The organism is Arthrobacter sp. R4 (assembly GCF_051365025.1).
In the GTDB taxonomy this organism is placed as follows: domain Bacteria; phylum Actinomycetota; class Actinomycetes; order Actinomycetales; family Micrococcaceae; genus Arthrobacter.
This window is the reverse complement of record NZ_JBLWIJ010000013.1, coordinates 183780-199424: the sequence shown is the minus strand read 5'-3', so window position 1 is coordinate 199424 and position 15645 is coordinate 183780. Positions and strand designations below refer to the sequence as shown.

Here is a 15645-nt window from a genome sequence, read left to right as displayed (position 1 = left end):
AACACCATGACTGAAAAAGCCCCTGTGGGCGTGCAGGCCGTCAGACGCGTCTTTGAACTGTTGGAACTGATTGAAGACGCCGGGGGAGCCGCCACGCTCAGCGAACTCTCCTCGGCCACAAGTGTCCCCCCACCAACGATCCACCGCCACCTGCGCACCTTGGTCACCCTTGGCTGTATCCGACAGCTCCCTGACCGTCGCTACGTATTGGGTCCCAGGCTGATCACATTCGGGGAGGGAGCAAGCAAACAACTGGGTGCGCTGGCCCTACCGCAACTCCATACCCTGGTGGATCAGCTGGGGGAGACGGCCAAGATGGCGGTGCTTGAGTCGGACATGGTGGTTTACGTGGCCCAGGTACCCTCTCTGCATTCCATGCGCACGTCTACGGAAGTGGGCCATCGCGCCCACACTCACACGACCGGAATAGGCAAAGCCATCCTGGCCCAACTGAGTGAAGATTCAGTCCGGCAAATACTGATGCGAACAGGCATGCCTGCCCAGACAACAAGAAGCATCAGCGAAGCCCGTGCACTCTTGGCGGACCTCAAGCTCATCCGGGAACGAGGGTTTTCGGTGGACGAGCAAGAGCAAGAGATCGGTGTCCGGTGCTTTGCGGTTGCGGTCCCTGACGCACCTACACCCACAGCCATTTCAGTCTCTGGGCCTGTTTCCCGGCTGGACGAGCACTTCGCCAGCAGAGCGGTGCCCATCCTTAACAGAGCTGCCCAAACCATCTCGGAGGAGCTTCAGGGGTAACCGTACGGGCTCCCGTCCACACCGCGCTGAGTACCTTCCACGTGCACCGATAGCACGTGGCACTTGTGACGTGTCGAATTTTCATCTAGGAGTTTCATTGAGTATCAAGAGCGTCGACGTTGAACAAGCAGGCGGAAAAGTTCGGAGACATGCGTCTTTGGTCGCAGTCCTTGCCTTCGCTGGCTTGGGCGGGTCGTTCATGCAGACCATCCTCATTCCGATCCAGTCGAAGTTGCCCGAAATGCTGGAGGCAGGCAGAGATGACACCGCTTGGGTCATCACCGTGACGCTCTTGGTGTCAGCCATTTGCACCCCTGTCTCGGGAAAGCTGGGGGATATGTATGGCAAGCGGCGCGTTTCCATCATTTTGCTCTCGCTCCTGGTGGTTGGGTCAGTCGTCTGTGCGTTCTCGCCGTCGGTTCTGCCCCTGATTGTTGGGCGGGCGCTGCAGGGGATGGGAACGGGTGTCATACCCCTGGGCATTGCCATTTTGAGAGATGAGCTTCCTCCAGAAAAACTTGGGGGAGCAATCGCCCTTGTAAGCGCCACCTTGGGCGTTGGCGGTGCCCTGGGTCTTCCAGTCAGTGCGCTGGTGACGGAGTACTTTGACTGGCATACGCTCTTCTGGGTCTCTGCTGGAATTGGCGCAGTCGCTGTGGCGTTGTATTTCCTCGTTGTTCCAGCCGGGGAATCCCGCAATCAGGGGCGGTTCGACTATTGGGGTGCCGTCGGACTCGCCATCGGGTTGGTGGGCTTGCTGCTTGCCCTTTCGCGGGGGAACACCTGGGGCTGGCTGAGCGCCCCAACTCTGGTGTCATCGTTGATCGGAATTCTCTCGCTGCTGGTTTGGGGATGGTACGAGCTCCGGAGACAGAACCCATTGCTTGACCTTCGTGTGAGCCGCAAAGGGCCTGTCCTGATGACAAACCTGGCGTCGGTCGCCATGGGATTTGCTCTGTTTTCATCCAGTATCGTGTTTCCGCAATTGCTGCAGTTGCCGGAATCTTCCGGCGGGCTCGGATTGAACATTGTGGATGCAAGCTTGATCCTCGTCCCGTCAGGCTTGGCGATGCTGGCCATGGCACCAATTGCGGGGCGCTTAGTCCGGCGCGTAGGCCCGAAGCTGCTCCTTGTCGCCGGGGCAACCATCATTGCACTCGCTTATCTCTCCGCTGTGCTCGTGCAGCCAAACATTTGGCTTGTGCTGGTCGTCAACATGATGATCGGAATTGGCATCGGTCTGGGCTACGCGGCAATGCCGACCCTGATCATGCTCGCTGTTCCAGTGGGAGAGACCGGGGCAGCAAATGGATTGAATACCCTGATGCGTGCATTGGGAACAAGCATTGCTGCTGCTGTGGTGGCAGCGGTTCTTGCTGGCTCCGCCGGGGCTGCAGGAGGCACTGGCGCACCGACTGGATCCGGCTTTTTTCTGGCACTTGTCCTCGGGCTGGCTGCAGCTGTGGTTTGCGGAGTCCTGGCCTCGTTCATTCCGAAACCGCGGGTAGTGTGACAGGAGGGGAAACAGACCCGCTCTTGGCCACGTTCCCAAGCCATGCTCGTCCATCGCCGCGGACAGGTGCGGCAGTGCCGTGCCTGTGTACCCGATGCGCCGTTCGTCGTCCGCCGTGGCGATGCCGTTTTCGGTGACAAGGATCGGCACCCCGCCGGCAACTTCCCAAGTATGGCGCACGGCAATGCGAAGCGCGTCGGGCCGGTAAGCAGTTCCAACAAACGTGTTGTCAGGATGAGGCGGGTGGGGCACGATGCCGTCGGCGGTGACGTTCTGGCTGCTGTGGGACTGGACGCCGATGAAATCGTCGCCGCGGGCGGCTTCAAGGTACAGGTCTTCCCGGACAAACTGCTGCCTGCCCAACGTGTCCTCGCAGCCCGGCAAAGCTACCGGCGCTGGTTCGCCACAGTCCATTCCAATGCGGCGCCGGTCCGCTCCCTCAAGAGACCGCGGACGGCGTGATGCGCCTCGACAAGCCGGTAACCGACCTCAGGGTCAGGGGCGGGCAGGACTGGGCGGGCATCATCGTCGACGGTGGGGCTGAGCCACTTCTTGTCGGTCTGCTGTTCAGCTGCACGGCTCATCGTCGTCATTAACGTTCCATGCGTCGGTAGTGGGCCAGTGCGGCGCTGGAGAAGGTGGCGGGGAGAGGGCTCGATGCGCGTCCACTCGGCCCCGAACCGGTAGGCGTTGAGGCCGGCGTCGAACAGCAGTTGCATGCCCTCCGCGTAGCGGTGATAGCCTCACCGGTCATCGACGACCTTGACGTGCCATGTGGCGTGCGCCGCGGAGGCCGAACACGACTGCGGGCCCAATAGTCGAGCCCGGGCCTGGATACGTCCGTCCCATGACGGAGGCGGAGTTGTTGCCGGCCGAGTAGAGGCCCGGGATGACCGTGCCGTCCTCGCGCAACGCCCGGGCCTCTGTGTCGGTGACGACGCCGCCCTTCGTCCCAAGGTCTCCGATCACCACTTTGAACGCGGTGAACGGACCCTTTTCCAGCGGACCGAGGCAGGCGTTGGGGTGGACCGTCGGGTCGCCGTAGTAACGGTCATAGGCCGAGTTGCCGCGGCCAAAGTCGCCGTCGACCCCTGCCCTTGCGAAGCCGTTGAACCGGTGGATGGACGCCTCCAGGCGGGCAGGATCCATCTCGAGCTTTGCGGCGAGCCCGGTGATTGTGTCCGACTTGACCATGATCCCCGCCTCCCTCATGGCCTTGCTGTTCTTCGGGTCGATCGCGAAGGTGCGCAGGTAGCGGCGGGCGTGCCGGGCGTCGCCCACCAGCCAATAGGGGCCGTCCTTGTCGTGTTCGAGCATGTGGTGGCCGAGGTCGACGTAGGACTCGGACTCGTTGGCGAACCGGTCACCCTTGGCATCGAGGATGACCGAGTAGGGCAGGGAACGCTCACCCACGATAAACGCGGGGCCGTGGCCAGGCGCTGCGGCGACCGATCCGCCCCACCAGGCGTCGTCCATGAGCTCAAGTGCGGCGCCGTTGTCCTGCGCAATTTCGATGGGGCGCCCCAGGTTGCCCGGAGCACCAGACGGGGCGCCATCGATTCCGTGGTGCTTCTGGCGGAGGTCCTTGTTATGGTCGAAGCCGCCGCCGGCCAGCATTACGCCACGCGCCGCGCCAATGGTCATTGGTTCGCCGTCGCGGATTATCCGCACCCCTGCGACACGGCTGTCCTCGACGATGAGTTCCTGCAGCGGGGCGTTCAGCCACAGGTCAGCACCCTGCTTCTGGACCACGACGTCGAGGAACGCAGCGGCGAATCCGGCGCCGATGCCGGCAAGCTTCTTGCCGGTGACTGCCCCGCCGAGGGCGCGGAAGACGAGCTGCGCCCCGCGAATGAACCCGGAGGGTGTTGACCAGGCCCGACCCAGAAGCCAAATGTCGTCGGTCTTTACCGGCAACGCGACGGGCGCCTGGCACGTCTTCCACCAACCGCCGATCTTCTTGATATCGAACGGCTTCACCTCCAGGCCGCGGCCGATCTTGCCGCCTGGGAGCTCGGGGTAGTAGTCGGGGTAGTCCGCCGCGCGCACGAATGTCACGCCGTACTTCTCGGCGGTGGTGACGAAGTCGCCGACGCCGTCAACGAAAGCCTCTTTCCGGGCCCGCGTTGTGGCCCGGCCCTCCTCGCCGACTGTCGCCTCGAGGTAGGTCAACGCCTCGCCGCGTGAGTCGCCGGCGCGGTCACGCTGCATCAGCGGGTTATTGGGCATCCACATGCCGCCCCCGGACATGGCGGTGTTGCCGCCCCACTTTTCGGTGCTCTCCAGCAGGAGGACCCGAAGGCCCTCATCGGCGGCGCCCATGGCTGTGGCGAGTCCCGCGGCACCTGTGCCGACGACGACGACGTCATAGCTATGGTCAAAAGGCTTTGACTCTGACATGGTTTGCTCCTTCAGTTCATGGGCGCCGGTTCCGCTTGTGGCCCGGGACAAGCTTTGGACACGGACGACGACGGAACCTCCCGCCGTCGTCCGCTTCGGTTCATTACAGGGCTGACCAGCCGCCGTCGGAGGCGAGGATGGCGCCGTTGACGTTGGTGCCGTCGTCGCTGAGCAGGAAGGTGATGGATGCAGCGAGCTGCGCGGCTGTTGCCGGGGTGGGGATGTTGGCCTGCATCAGCGGGCCAAGGCGTTCTGCGGCCATCTGGGATCCGAAGTTCGCAACGATGCCTGTGATGGTGGGGCCGGGAGCCACTGCGTTGAAGCGAAGCCCCTTGGGTCCGTAAATCACTGCTGAGTTCTTGGTGAGGCCGACGACGGCGTGCTTGGAGGCCGTGTAGGCGGCGCCGGCGGCCGAGCCGCGGATCCCGGCCTCGGAGGATACGTTGACCACCGAGCCTGTGCCGGCGTCGAGCATGAGGGGAACAACGGCGCGGGTGAGGCGCATGAGTGCGGTGACGTTGATCCGGAAGACACGGTCCCAGAGTTCGTCGTCCACCTCGTGGATGGGGGCGAAATTATCCATGATCCCGGCGACGTTGGCCAGGGCGTCGACGCGCCCTCCGGCGGCAGCAATGATTGCGGCGACGGTTTCTTCGGTGGAGATGTCGCCGGCCACAGGCACCAGGTCCAGGCCCGTGTTATCTTCCACCACGGCGTCGAGGCGTTCCTTGCTGATGTCAGCGGCGATGACCTTGCCACCCTCCTTCGCGATGCGCAGGGCAGTTGCCTGCCCAATACCGGACGCTGCTCCGGTGACGATGACGGTTTTCCCTGCAAAGCGGTTGTTCGTAATGGCTTCTTGCCATGTGACTTCGTTGCCCATGATGTCCTTCCAGACGGTGATATGGATTCGGCGATGGCCTGTGCCACTCACTTTATGACACTCTGTGTCATTATGAAAGGGTGAATACTAATGGGATGCCTTCGGATAACTTGGTCACCCCCACCCGCGCCCCGGGGCGGCCTGTGAGTATCGACCCTGAAGCCGTGGCGGCCATCGCGCTTAGCATTTTTGCTGAGCACGGGTATGAGCGAACCTCCATGGAAGACATCGCCCGCGAGGCGGGGGTCGGGCGCAAAACCCTATACCGCCATTTCGCCAACAAGGCGGACTTGGTCTGGGGCGGGATGGGACCGGCGATCCAGGCCTCCGTGCCTCTATTGGACGCGCCTCCAGCGCCTAATGCGAAACCCCAGGAGATCCTGGATGGACTTCGTGATGCGCTGATTGCCGGTGTTGACGCACTCCCGGACCTCGCGGTTACCCGCGGACGACTGCGGCTGATCGCGGAACATCCGGAACTCATGAGCCGAAGTTACGAATTCCTGGGGGCGCAGCGTGATCGGACGCGTTCCTATCTGACTGCACGCGGTGTCTCCGAGACAACAGCGCGATATTTTTGCGCTGCCCTTATTGGCGCATCCTTTGAAGCCTGGCTGCAGTGGGCCGTCGGCCAGGATCCGGCACCCACCGCCCATCTCCAGGCAGCACTGGCGGTCCTGCATCTGGATCGGGCCTGAGTTATCTTCTTTGACCTGACCTCATGAGGCAGGAGATTCTCGGGTGGCCCAAAAGGAACCCGAGAATACTCCGGCCCCATGTGGGCTAGATGGTCATACGGGTGTAATCGTCACGACTTGAAAGAGATTGAGCGTTGGAAGGTCGAACACCAAGTCATTTCCTTCGTTGCGCTGTGAAAGGGAAGCACCTCCAACCAGCGCATGGGCTGCGACCTTTGCCCCAGCTTGTCCGATCAGTCGCAGGTGGCCTCCGGAAATGGGAATGTGAGGACGATACGACCGGCGGCGAGCTCCGCTGTGGTTGATCAAGTGAACGACCGTGCTCTTCCCGCTTTGCCCCAATATCATCTCCACTGACTCGTGAATGTCTGTAGTAACGCTTGGCTGCCACATGGAGCGCACCAGGTTGATGATGTGGTCCCGTGATTCTGATTTAACGAATTCACGGTAGGACCGGCCAACTGTCCACGGAACATGCAGGACACTACCGCGGCCATAGGTGGCGCGAACGGCGCCAGGGTCACCGCTCATCACATGGCCATAACACAGTTCTGGAGGCCCAAATGGGGCCCGGGGAAGGACAGCCCCGACTTTGAGCGCCCCTGGTTTCCAGGCAAACCGCTGATAGCGCCCGAAAACAGGAATTAGTGGCCCGGCGTAGTGGTACTCATCGATCCGGGGCTGTGGGGACTCGGTGACAAACGTTGAGCGCAGATCGTTCCCCTCAAGTACCGGCACCAACGCCTGGAGGGCAGGGGCACTGGCCAACTCCACGGAGCCGGCGTGGCTTAGCCCTGAGGACCCGGTCATGAGGAGAGCGCCCCCTCCCTTCACGTACTCGTCGACAGCGCCGGAACCGTCTCGGAGTGTCCCAATGTCAGGCAAAACCACGAGGCGATACCTGGCGAGAGAACCATTTTCAGCAAGGGTGCTCACCCGATCGACCGGTACTATATCGAACGGAATATGCCCTTCCTGAAGTGCGAGATAAAAGCCCCGGAACTCTTCCAGTGCGCTCCAGTAGTACCCTCGGGGGGCGGAACCATGGTCCGGTCTTACCAGTGCTACATCGGCTGCTGGGCGGAGCCCAGCGTAGAGCTGCCGGTTTCGCGCCCGAAACTGCATCACATCGCGCCCGACGGAGATGGCTGGTTCCATGGGCAAACGCCCGGGAGCCCCGAAGAAGTAGGCTGAGGGATTCCCGCCTCGAGCGGTCGCCTGAACGAGATACTGTGCAAAATGCTCTGGCTCCTCATTGGCTAGCCGATAGGGGTTGTCGACAAAGGCGACGCAGTTCACCATCAATGCAGAACCAGGGCGCGATGAAACGTGGGCACTGACCGCCTCTGCAACGGCGTGGGGCCACAGTTCGTTGCCAGGCATTGCCTTGTAGTGATTGTTACCCTCGACGTATTCGATAGGGGCGCCTCGGCGGAGTATTACGCCCACGTCCTCGTTTCGATCAGCGACATAGTCGACGATCCTCGTCGTCAGCTGTGTCAGCGTGGCGGCGGTGTACTGCCGATACATGCCGAAGGTGGGGGACGACATGTCGCGGGGGTGTTCGCTGCCGTTGCTGAACTTGGCGAAGCCTTCCATGCATCCTTCGCAGTGGCATGGTCCGTACATGACCTCGTCATAGTCACGTTCGTTGAAATTGAACTGGTTAAAAAAGACGGCGTCCACGTCATAACGTCCCAGCACTTCGTCCAGGACATCAAAGGAACGGGACTGATAGTACTCACCGGAGGGGCAGGTACTGTACAGGTTGTTGTAGATCTGTGGCTCCCCGTCGGCTGACCGGTAAAGCCATTCCGGGTGTGCAGCTGCAATGCGTGGAGCGACCTTTGACATGTCGAACCGGGCGATGATCTTGATGCCGCGTTGTTTGGCTGCCGCCACCGCATCGCCGAGCAGGTCGCCCGACTCTCTTTGATCGAGCAGCGGGTTGCGTGTCTGAAACGATAGCTCGGTTGGGTAGAAGGAGGATATTCCGCCGGCATTGAGCAGCCATGTGTCGGCACCGTATTCAACGACCGCATCAATCGCTGCCTCAACATCCATTCCTGCATCTATCTCCTGGAGATTTGTTTGCAGGACGCCGAACGGCTCATGCCACCGGCTGTCGGGAGGTAGATCGCGCTCCGATGTGGTGGGATTTGTGGGCATGGGAAACCTAACTAGTCATGATCTGGTCGACGAAAGATGGGAGATGCTAACCGGCGACTGAGGGGGCGGCACCGCGCTCCAACAGTTCCTGTTGAGCGAGCAGGCGGCGTTCCTCACGGCGGCGGCGCTGTTCAATGGGGTCTGCCACGGGTGCTGCGAGGAGAAGGCGCTTTGTGTAGGGGTGCTCAGGATTGGAGGTGACGGTAGCCGCCGCCCCCGTCTCAACGAGGTCACCCTTATATATGACCGTCACCCGGTGACTGATGTGTCGGACGACCGCGAGATCGTGCGAGATGAACAGGAACGCTACTCCTGTCTCAGCCTGTATATCCATCAGCATTTTCAAAACAACTGCTTGTGTCGACAGGTCCAGTGCTGAGACGGGTTCGTCGCACACGATGAGTTGGGGCTCAGGCGCGAGCGCGCGAGCGATTGCGACTCGCTGCCGCTGGCCCCCACTAAATTCCCGTGGTAGACGATCCACAGCATCATGCGGTAGTTGTACGTGGTCAAGGAGCCCCTTGACGCGCTTGCGGGCGTCCTGCGGTGTCGCGCCTTGAACAATCAGCGGCTCACTGAGAATGTCTCCGACCGTGAGCGCCGGATTAAGGGATGAGTACGGATCCTGGAACACCACCTGGATGTTGCGCGCAAGTTCCCGGCGCCGGGCCTGGTGGGCGTGGGTGATATCCTCGCCCCTAAACCGGATCGCTCCACCACTTGGTTTGGCGAGTCCGAGAACGGCCCGGCCGATGGTGGTCTTGCCCGAGCCTGATTCCCCGACCAGACCCAGTACCTCGCCGTCGGCGATGGAGAGGGAGACGCCGTGGAGCACTTCATGGGTCTTCGCCCGGAACCCCTGCCCCTTGAACTCAACACGGAGGTCCTCAATTTCAAGCAATGTCTTGGGCATCAGTTCGATCCCTTCAATAGGTCGCCGGCGAGACCGGAGTGGTCCTCGCGAACAGTTGTCTCGTCGAGAATTGAAGCGAGGAGCTTGCGAGTGTACGGGTGCTGAGGATTGCGGAATACTTCCACCACATCGCCAGACTCCACTACAACACCGTCTTGCATAACGGCCATCCGGTCGCAGAGGTCCGCTACGACGCCAAAGTTGTGCGTGACCAATAGTATGGCCATTCCCATTTCCTTCTGCAGGTCCCTGAGAAGGTCCAGAATCTCGGCCTGAATGGTAACGTCCAGTGCAGTTGTCGGCTCGTCCGCAATCAGGACCCGGGGCCGACATGCCACGGCGGTGGCGATGAGCACCCTCTGAGCCATTCCTCCCGAGATTTGATGAGGATAGGAGCGCATCGTCCGCTCAGGGTCGGTGATTCCAACATGTCGAAGTAGTTCCAGAGCACGTTGCTTTGCCGCCGAATGGGAGAGCGAGGACGCCGCTCGGATGCTTTCGATCATCTGCGCACCAATAGTGAACGACGGGTCCAGATTCGACATCGGTTCCTGCGGAACATAAGCGATTTCCTTACCGCGCAATGAACGTAGTTGTCGCTCGGAAAGTCCTATGAGCTCGCGGCCGTCGAGTTTGATGGAACCCTTCGGAATGGTTGCTTCCACGGGCAGGACGCCTAAGGCTGCGAATGCGGTTTGCGTCTTGCCGGAGCCGGACTCGCCCACAAGTCCCATCGTTTCCCCCGCGCGCACGGACAGCGAAACGCCCTTCAGAACCGGCTTTGCGTTGCCGCCTGGATCCGGGTAATTAAGGTGCAGATTCCGAATGCTCAGCAGCGCGCCAGTGGCTGTGTCCGAAGGTCCGGTGTCCTCGGCGACGCTTGCGGAGAGAGCGGACGTGGTCACCTTTGAAGGCTTGGGACGCGCACCCTCGAGAGCATCCCGAAGCGAGTTCCCAAGTAGAACCAGGGAAGCGGTGGACAGGCCAAGCAGAAGGCCCGGCCAAACAAACTGCATGGGATCTACATACAGGTTAGTGAACCCATCGGAGATCATGGCGCCAAAGCTTGGGATTTCGGTGGAGCCTACGCCCAGGAATGCCAGGCCGGCCTGCACGCCGATCGCCGAACCCATGAGGAAAGCCAGCGAAATGATGACGGGACCTCGCACGACGGGCATCACATGGCGCCCGAGGATTCGAGGTGTTGAGAGACCTGCGACGCGCGCGGCGTCGACATACAGCTCATTCCTCACCCCCACCGTGATGTTGCGGACGAGCCTATAAATTCCGGGTGCCAGCAGTACACCGAAAATAAGCATGGTTATCCGGAAGTCACCCTTCGTCACGGGCATCAGGACGATCAGAAGCAGGAGACCTGGAAAGGTCATGATGAGGTTGAAGAGCCATTCCAGGGAGCCCCTGACGCGGCCGCCGAAGTAGCCGCCAATCAGCCCGAAGATCAAGCCGATCACTACACCAATGCCAGCGCCGATAAGGGCGGAAACAGCACTCGTATTGATGGAAAAGAGTAGACGGGCAAAGATGTCCCGCCCGTTCTGGTCTCCGCCCAGCGGATAACCCGGGGTGCCGACCGGCGCGTTCACTGCCGATAGCGAGGCGTCATTCGGTCCGTGGCTTGTGATCCATGGTGCAAGAATACCCAGAAGGACGACGAGCAGTAGGAGCGCCGTAGTTATGACGGCCTGGGGATCTTTTAGCAACTTCCGGACGACGGAGCGGCGGGGTGAGGCCGCTACGGAGTCGATGAGTGCAGATGGTTCTTGGATGCTCAATGGATTCTCGCCTTCGGGTTTAGCCATCCGTTGATGAGGTCGGTCAGAAGGTTCACACCTACAACGAGCAGTACGCTGAAAACCGTAATGCCCAAAATGCTCGGGATGTCACCTTGAATGGCGGAGTTGAATGCAAACACACCGAAACCTGGCAGGGCGAACACGTTCTCAATAATCAGTGTGCCCCCGAGCATGGAGAGGAACTCCAGCGACATGACCACGAGCGCAGGGGCTGAGGCGTTACGCAGAGCGTGCTTGTAGACGATGGACCAGGTGGGGACTCCCCGGGTACGGAGAGTGCGAACATAGTCCTTACGCAATTCGCCGATCATCGTCCCTCGAATTTGTGATGCCATGTTGGAGATGCCGTTAATGACAAGCACAATGACGGGAATGGTGATTGAGGCGGCCCAGCCTGAAGGACTCTCACTGAACGGGACAAAACCAGTTGCCGGCAATAGGCGCAGATTGATGGCAAGCACCACCACGAGAAAGATGGCAATGAGGAGGTTCGGCAAAAGGAGGCCGAGCAACGAAACCCCCTGCGCGAGCCGGTCGACAGCTCCGGCGCGGGAGGCGGCCAGGACACCGAGTGCAACACTGACGACGATGGTGAGCGCTAAGGCCACAAACACGATGGACAGGGTGACTCCCAGCCGGGCCATCACCGCTTCGGCGACAGGCTCGCTCGTGAAGTACGAGACTCCGAAGTCTCCCCGGAACATACCGAAGAACCAATCGAAATATTGAACGAGGAACGGCCTGTCCAGTCCCATCTGCCCCTTCAGGGCCACAACTGCTTCCGTTGACGCCGCAGGGCCGAGGATGTTTGACACTACGCCGTCGAAGGAAAAGCTCAGGAGCCAGAAGGTAATGAAGGTTACCAGCACGGCCAGAATGACGCCCGTCGCTACACGACGGAGGATATATGGAAACATCAGCAGCCTCCGCTCAGGCAGGTGCCTGCTCCGGTTTCCCGGAACGGCGTTCCCATCGGCTTGCATAAGAAGCGATAGAGCATCGCTAGACCCCTTTGTCAGGAATTCGCGGGATCTCGTCCGACGTGTTCGAACTACGGGGTTTCCCGTACCGCAATAGGACAAGTAAAACATGGTGCAGCTCACATGACAACCGGTTGCCTGAATGAAAGGCGAAATTTCGGATGGCGCGCCTGCACCTCGCGAGGACGAGGCCTAGGCTTGGCGCGGCACGTCAGTTCCGCGTCTCACCTTGAGCGCGGAGTATTGCGGGATGAGGGGTCCTCTACGCACAGGGAATGCTACTCCCCGTCAATCGGGCAACCGATTGGCACTCTGGGCGCATAGCCCCCGCCAGGAGGACCCTGGGGCATGCGATTGGTGCAGCCCGGCCCCTACTGGAGGGCGCGATGCTCATTAAATCCGACCGGAGCAACTTCTGGTCGGTATTGATTGCGAACGGTTGGGGGAGGGGGTGCTCATGGGTGGATGGTATGGCTTCCGCTCCGCAGGTGCTCTTGTTGTGCCGGGTCAAGGAGGCGAGCGATGATCGCCAACATAGCCAGCGCCCGCCTAGGGGGTTGACGCTGACAGCTTGCCGGTTGAAGCGGCACGAGGGTTCTGGCAACCGATTGGTAGGGGTCAACTGCGGGACACAGGAGAGGACGAAAGGTTCTGTGTGATTTTTATGGCAACCGGTTGACATGGCTTCCTTCCAGCCCTACGCTGGCTCAGAAGGGCCAAAGATTCTTCAGGTTCGGTCCATACAAAGGAGTTCATACCGATGCAAGACGAGCTTCAGCCACGCGAAATCCATATTGTTCTTTCAACTGTGCTGTACCAGCCGGATGAGGTTCAGCAGCTCCGGGAAGCTTTCGCTCCCGCTGAGTTCATCCATCTGCACCCCCGCGACGCCGCTGGCATCGAGGAGGCCTTGCAGCGAGCCGATGTTGCCATCCTGCCCATCGATATTGACGACCGCTTCCTGGCTGCACCTCATCTCCGCTGGGTCCATTGCGACCACTCTGGGCTCGCCCGATCGGCCCGCCCGGAAGTATTTGAGCGCGGACTCATCATTACGGGCTCGGCAGGCCGGTCAGCAGAGGCACTGGCTCAGCACGGCTTTTACTTCGCCCTGGGCCTGACCTTCGACGCTCATCGGCTTTTCCAGATGCAGGAAGCGCATATTTGGCGGGGAATTCCGGATTACCATCACCGTCTGGCGCTGTGGGGAAAGACTCTCGGCGTCGTCGGATTTGGCAACACCGGCGAGGCCATGGCCAAGCTCGGCAAGGCCTTCGGCATGCGCGTCATCGCCTCTCGCCGGCGCGCAGGCCAGTCACACCCTGCAGTTGACCTCATGCTTTCCACCGACGCGGGGGACTCTATGGATCAGCTCATCCAGGAGTCAGATGTAATTATGATTGCAGCACCTTTGACAGACGAAACGTACCGTCTCTTCTCATCCCAGCAGTTCGCTGCCATGAAAAGCGACGCATACATCGTGAACATGGCGCGCGGCCAGCTCATAGATCAAGACGCGTTGATCGATGCCCTCACGGAGGGCCAAATCGCCGGGGCTGGGCTCGACGTCACTGATCCCGAGCCGCTGCCAGAGGATTCACCCCTTTGGGACATGCCCAACGTCATGATCACCCCCCACATGACACCCGCGCTGCCGGACCGGACGCAACGGTCAATCAGCATGATCCTGGAGAACCGGGACCGGTACCTACGAGGCGAACCGCTTTTGAATGCAATTACCCCACGCGACGTTTTCAGTAAATCCCCAACCCAAGTACACCCCTAGGCACTTGACACACCTGAGTAAAGGAGCTCCCAATGTCAAATAAAACACCCCGCAGGCTCACATACGGCGCCGCAGTCGCCATATTAGGACTCGCCTTGACCGGATGCGGCGGCGCATCCGAAACCAAGACCAACAACGCCGAAGGCGCAAAAGCGACTGACGCCACGTTGACATTCGGCGTACAGGCACCGCCGAACTCGTTCGACCCGGCCCAGATTCACGACGGAACGCAACGCTACGTGTGGGGGTCGATCTACGACACCCTGATCTACAACGACAACGAAGGCAAACTCCAGCCAAGTGCGGCAGAGAGCTGGGAGTATTCGGATGATGCACGTACGCTGACACTGAAGCTGCGCGATGACATGAAGTTCAGCGACGGGGACCCCGTTACTTCCAAAGCCGTCAAGGTGACACTTGAACGCACCAAGAACACTGCAGGCCCGCAGCAGAGCAACCTCGGCGCCGTCGAATCCATCGACACGCCGGATGACCATACGGCAGTGCTTAACCTGAACCGCCCCGACCCGAATCTGCTGGTGGCGCTCTCCTTCGGTTCCGGTGTGATCGCCGACCCCGACACGATCAATGATGAGAAGTCAGCATTGGATCCCGTGGGATCGGGCCCCTACGTGCTGAACAAAACTCAGACCGTCAATGGGAACAAGTACGTACTTGACCGGCGAGACGATCACTGGAACGCCGAGGCCTACCCATTCAAAACCATAACGGTCCGCGCAATCCAGGACCGTACTGCGCTGTTCAACGCCCTCAAAACCGGTGAGCTCGACGCGGGCACCGTTGATGCGAACCAGGCAAAGCAGCTCGGCGGAGGGGCGCTCAAGACCACCGAGGTCAAAGGAAATACCGTTGGCCAGATAGTCCTCGCCGACCGAAACGGCGAGGTTGCACCACCACTGGCTGACGTAAGGGTGCGCCAGGCAATCAACCACGCCTTCGACCGGCAGAAAATCATTGACGCCCTTTACCAGGGCCAGGGATCGCCTACCACCCAGATCTTCAACCCTATGCAACCCGCTTACGACGAAGAGCTCAACAAAAAGTACGAGTTCAACGTCCAAGAGGCGAAGCGTCTGCTGAAAGAGGCGGGCTATCCGGACGGATTCTCGCTCACCATGCCGGCAAACCTGGCCGTCCAGCAGATCCAGCCGACCCTCACGCAGACACTCGCCGATATCGGTATCAAGGTGGAATGGGAGCCAGTGCCCGCGCAATCATCCGGCCAGACCACTCGATGGGGAATGTACTTCAACCAGGGCGCTGTGGCACCCCAGTCACGCACCACCGTCCTCTACTTCAGGGAGAACGGTTCCCACAACCCATTCAAGGTCAAGGACCCCGAACTGGACTCTCTCATGGAAAAGCTCGCCACGGAAACCGATCCTGAAGCCGCGAATAAGATTTACAGGGATATCAACAAATTCGCCATTGACAAGGCCTGGTTCGCTCCGATCTACTTGCAGACATCAGTTTGGGCAACCAAGAAGGAAGTGGACTTTGTTGGTACAGCCAGTTCACTGTTTGACGTCCGTACCTTCGCAGTAAGCGGCAACTAAAGAAGTCGCCGGCTGCGGAGTCAGGGCCCGGCGAAAGACCAGTGACACGCTGCTGACCACCTATCCGGACCTCAACCAGGGCATCGCAAAGGGGTCCAAGACCTTGAAGTAGAAAGTGTGTGATCCCACGCTGCTCCCCAGGAGCAGGACTGA

General features: G+C 60.4%; 12 protein-coding genes. 6 read left to right on the top strand and 6 right to left on the bottom strand.

The window, feature by feature from the left end; genetic code table 11:
• Positions 1–6 precede the first annotated feature (6 nt).
• From ACLKOZ_RS09415 to ACLKOZ_RS09405, 3 genes are all read left to right on the top strand, one after another.
• On the top strand, positions 7–759 hold the full coding sequence (locus ACLKOZ_RS09415; protein ID WP_436474586.1) for an IclR family transcriptional regulator: 753 nt from the start codon (positions 7–9) through the stop codon (positions 757–759).
• 157 nt (positions 760–916) lie between these two features.
• A complete protein-coding gene (locus ACLKOZ_RS09410; protein ID WP_436474760.1) occupies positions 917–2272 on the top strand; it encodes an MFS transporter in 1356 nt (451 codons plus the stop codon).
• Positions 2273–2515: 243 nt separating this feature from the next.
• Positions 2516–2734, top strand: a complete 219-nt coding sequence (locus tag ACLKOZ_RS09405) for a hypothetical protein (RefSeq protein ID WP_436474584.1) — start codon at positions 2516–2518, stop codon at positions 2732–2734.
• Positions 2735–3022: 288 nt separating this feature from the next.
• Here ACLKOZ_RS09405 and ACLKOZ_RS09400 read toward each other — a convergent pair whose 3' ends face one another.
• Together ACLKOZ_RS09400 and ACLKOZ_RS09395 are read right to left on the bottom strand one after the other, a co-directional pair.
• A complete protein-coding gene (locus ACLKOZ_RS09400; protein ID WP_436474582.1) occupies positions 3023–4672 on the bottom strand; it encodes an FAD-dependent oxidoreductase in 1650 nt (549 codons plus the stop codon).
• 103 nt (positions 4673–4775) lie between these two features.
• Entirely contained in the window at positions 4776–5555 is a 780-nt protein-coding gene (locus ACLKOZ_RS09395) for an SDR family NAD(P)-dependent oxidoreductase (protein WP_436474758.1), read from the bottom strand.
• A gap of 95 nt (positions 5556–5650) precedes the next feature.
• On the opposite strand from ACLKOZ_RS09395, the gene ACLKOZ_RS09390 reads away from it, so the two are divergent.
• Positions 5651–6253 (top strand): TetR/AcrR family transcriptional regulator, encoded by a 603-nt coding sequence (locus ACLKOZ_RS09390; RefSeq protein ID WP_436474581.1) that lies wholly within the window; start codon positions 5651–5653, stop codon positions 6251–6253.
• A 93-nt stretch (positions 6254–6346) separates the two neighbouring features.
• Here the strand turns inward: ACLKOZ_RS09390 and ACLKOZ_RS09385 are convergent, their stop codons facing one another.
• The 4 genes from ACLKOZ_RS09385 to ACLKOZ_RS09370 are packed head-to-tail and all read right to left on the bottom strand — an operon-like array spanning position 6347 to position 12066.
• Positions 6347–8422, bottom strand: a complete 2076-nt coding sequence (locus ACLKOZ_RS09385; protein WP_436474579.1) for an alpha-amylase family protein — start codon at positions 8420–8422, stop codon at positions 6347–6349.
• Positions 8423–8468: 46 nt separating this feature from the next.
• The gene (locus ACLKOZ_RS09380) at positions 8469–9335 is read right to left on the bottom strand and encodes an ATP-binding cassette domain-containing protein (protein WP_436474577.1); all 867 of its coding nucleotides are present in this window, start codon (positions 9333–9335) and stop codon (positions 8469–8471) included.
• Positions 9335–11128: an ATP-binding cassette domain-containing protein gene (locus tag ACLKOZ_RS09375; RefSeq protein ID WP_436474575.1), complete on the bottom strand. Its 1794-nt coding sequence runs from the start codon at positions 11126–11128 to the stop codon at positions 9335–9337. Before ACLKOZ_RS09375 ends, ACLKOZ_RS09380 begins: the two co-directional genes overlap by 1 nt.
• Positions 11125–12066: an ABC transporter permease gene (locus ACLKOZ_RS09370; protein ID WP_436474573.1), complete on the bottom strand. Its 942-nt coding sequence runs from the start codon at positions 12064–12066 to the stop codon at positions 11125–11127. The genes ACLKOZ_RS09375 and ACLKOZ_RS09370 overlap by 4 nt, the downstream gene beginning before the upstream one ends.
• An 823-nt stretch (positions 12067–12889) precedes the next feature.
• Between ACLKOZ_RS09370 and ACLKOZ_RS09365 the strand changes: the two genes are divergently transcribed.
• Together ACLKOZ_RS09365 and ACLKOZ_RS09360 are read left to right on the top strand one after the other, a co-directional pair.
• Positions 12890–13915 carry a D-2-hydroxyacid dehydrogenase gene (locus ACLKOZ_RS09365; RefSeq protein ID WP_436474571.1) on the top strand — a complete coding sequence of 342 codons (1026 nt, stop codon included), beginning with the start codon at positions 12890–12892 and terminating at the stop codon, positions 13913–13915.
• A gap of 32 nt (positions 13916–13947) precedes the next feature.
• Positions 13948–15492, top strand: a complete 1545-nt coding sequence (locus ACLKOZ_RS09360) for an ABC transporter substrate-binding protein (protein WP_436474569.1) — start codon at positions 13948–13950, stop codon at positions 15490–15492.
• Positions 15493–15645 lie beyond the last annotated feature (153 nt).